Origin of the sequence: Kitasatospora sp. NPDC059648, from assembly GCF_042734825.1 — a bacterium.
Lineage (GTDB): Bacteria > Actinomycetota > Actinomycetes > Streptomycetales > Streptomycetaceae > Kitasatospora.
Genome location: NZ_JBHWDU010000210.1, coordinates 1 through 2307, shown reverse-complemented (window position 1 = coordinate 2307; position 2307 = coordinate 1). Strand labels below are relative to the sequence as shown.

Sequence of the window (2307 nt, the reverse complement as noted above, 5' to 3'; positions counted from 1 at the left end):
GTCCGGCTGGACCTGGCGGGCGTCCGTCGGCAGGCCGCCACCACCGGCGTCCCGCCGCTGCTGCGGGCCCTGGTCCGCACCCCCGCCCGCCGCGCCGCGGCCGGGGAGCAGACCGGGGCGGTGAGCACGGAGTCGCTCGCGGAGCGTCTGGCCGGCCTGGCGCCGGAGGAGCGCGGCGCCCTGCTGCTCGACCTCGTCCGGACCCGCACCGCGGCCGTCCTCGGCTTCGCGGGCCCGGACGACATCGACCCGAAGCGCGGCTTCCTGGAGCTGGGCGTCGACTCGCTCACCGCCATCGAGCTGCGCAACGGGCTCGGCAAGGCGACCGGACTGCGCCTGCCCGCCACGCTGATCTTCGACTACCCGGCCCCGGCCGGTGTGGCCGACTACCTGGCGGCGGAGCTCGGCGCGGCGACGGACGCGACGGCCGCCCAGTCCGTCCACTCGGAGCTCGACAAGCTGGAGTCGCTGCTCGCGGCGATCGCGAACGGTTCCGACACCGGTTCCGACGAGCGCTCCGGAATCACCGCCCGCCTGCGGGCCGTGATGTCGCGCTGGACCGGAGCCCAGGCCGAGGCGGACGGCACGGACGAGGCCGACTCCCTGGAGTCGGTGACCGCGGACGAGCTGTTCGACCTCCTCGACAACGAGCTCGGCCAGTGAGCCCGCAGCCGCCCGTAACCACGCCCGCCGCAGCCCCTGCCGCAGCCCTCACAGTGGAGTGACCCCAGTGTCGAACGAAGAGAAGTTGGTCGACTACCTCAAGCGGGCGACGGCCGACCTGCGCGAGACCCGCCGCCGCCTGCGCGAGGCGGAGGACAAGGACCGCGAGCCCATCGCGATCATCGGCATGGCCTGCCGCTACCCGGGCGGTGTGACCACGCCCGAGGGGCTGTGGCAGCTCGTGGTCGACGGTGAGGACGGCATCAGCGAGGTCCCGGCCGAGCGCGGCTGGGACCTGGCGGCCCTGACCTTCGACGAGGCCGAGGGCGAGGACGGCCCCGGCGGGACGCGTGTCCCGCAGGGCGGATTCCTGCACGACGCGGGGGAGTTCGACCCGTACTTCTTCCGGATCTCGCCGCGCGAGGCGCTCGCCATGGACCCCCAGCAGCGGCTGCTGCTGGAGGCTTCCTGGGAGGCGTTCGAGCGGGCCGGCATCGACCCCGAGTCGGTGCGCGGCAGCCGGACCGGTGTGTTCGCGGGCCTCATGAACAACACCGACTACACGCCGTCCCCCGCGCAGGAAGGCCTCCCCGAGGGGATCGAGGGCTTCCTCGGCACAGGCGGCTCCGGCAGCGTGGCATCCGGCCGCGTCTCGTACACCCTGGGCCTGGAGGGCCCGGCGGTGACCGTCGACACGGCCTGCTCCTCCTCCCTGGTGACCCTGCACCTGGCCGCGCAGGCCCTGCGCAACGGCGACTGCACGCTCGCCCTCGCGGGCGGCGCGACCGTCATGGCCACGCCCGGCACCTACCTGGAGTTCACGCGGCAGCGGGGCCTCGCCCTCGACGGTCGCTGCAAGGCCTTCGCGGACGCGGCCGACGGCACCGGCTTCTCCGAGGGTGTCGGCATGCTGCTGCTGGAGCGGCTGTCGGACGCGCAGCGCAACGGGCACAAGGTCCTTGCGGTGGTACGGGGTTCGGCCGTCAACCAGGACGGCGCGAGCAGCGGTCTGACGGCGCCGAACGGCCCGTCGCAGCAGCGGGTGATCCGCCAGGCGCTGAGCAACGCAGGCCTCTCCACGGCCGACGTGGACCTGCTGGAAGCGCACGGCACCGGCACCACGCTGGGCGACCCGATCGAGGCGCAGGCGCTGCTGGCCACGTACGGCCAGGGCCGCGAGGGCGGTGAGCCGCTGTGGATCGGCTCGTTCAAGTCCAACGTCGGCCACACCCAGGCGGCGGCCGGCGCGGGCGGCATCATCAAGATGGTGATGGCGCTGCGTGAGGGTGTCATGCCGAAGACCCTGCACGTGGACCGGCCGTCGACGAAGGTCGACTGGTCGGCGGGTTCGGTGGAGCTGCTGACCGAAGGCCGCCCGTGGCCCGAGGTCGGGCGTCCGCGCCGGGCGGCGGTGTCGTCCTTCGGTATCAGCGGCACCAACGCGCATGTGATCCTGGAGCAGGCGCCCGCCGAGAAGGCCGTCGAGGCCGTCGAGGTGACGGTCGACGCTCCGGTGCCGTGGGTGGTGTCGGGCAAGACCGAGGCCGCGCTGCGCGACCAGGCGGCGCGGCTTGCGGCGTTCGTCGGGGAGCGGCCGGAGCTGTCGCCGGTGGACGTCGGGTATTCGCTGGCGCTGTCGCGGGC

General features: G+C 73.9%; 2 protein-coding genes. Both read left to right on the top strand.

Features of this window, described 5'->3' with window-relative positions:
• A partial coding sequence (locus ACFV1W_RS40480; RefSeq protein WP_380422566.1) for a phosphopantetheine-binding protein occupies positions 1–663 on the top strand: 663 nt, incomplete at its 5' end.
• A 67-nt stretch (positions 664–730) separates the two neighbouring features.
• On the top strand, positions 731–2307 hold a 1577-nt coding region (locus ACFV1W_RS40475), incomplete at its 3' end, for a type I polyketide synthase (protein ID WP_380422564.1).